The sequence below is a fragment of the Komagataeibacter melaceti genome (assembly GCF_003403295.1).
Lineage (GTDB): Bacteria > Pseudomonadota > Alphaproteobacteria > Acetobacterales > Acetobacteraceae > Komagataeibacter > Komagataeibacter melaceti.
On record NZ_QUWV01000121.1, the window covers coordinates 1 to 388 of the forward strand.

Genomic DNA, 388 nt, shown 5'->3' on the forward strand with positions numbered 1-388 from the left:
ATTGTCCCGCCGCCGCCGTGTCCATAAGCCACGTCAGGTCTCCCTCGGTGGTGATGTGGCTTGCGGGTTCCGCCGGGTCGCCCGCGCGCACTCGGGCGAAGGCCTCGCGCTTGCCCGCCCCGGCCAGCATGAACACCACATGCCGGCTGGAATGGATGGCAGGATAGGTCAGGGTCAGGCGCGTATGCGGCGCGTCATCGGGCACGCAGGTCGAGACCCACAGCTTCCTTTCCTCCAGCACCGGCTGGCGCGGGAAAAGCGATGCGGTATGCCCGTTATCGCCCAGCCCCAGCATCACCACGTCAAACAGCGGGCGGCCGGGTTCCAGCACCTTGCCGCCATAGACCTTTTCCAGCTCCGCCTGGTATTTCGCCGCCGCCTGCGCCGG

At 67.8% G+C, this 388-nt stretch carries 1 protein-coding gene; it reads right to left on the bottom strand.

Going from position 1 to position 388, the window contains the following annotated elements; translation table 11 throughout:
* Window positions 1-388 (bottom strand): 6-phosphogluconolactonase (locus tag DY926_RS12625; protein WP_186336168.1); only part of this gene is annotated, 388 nt, incomplete at both ends.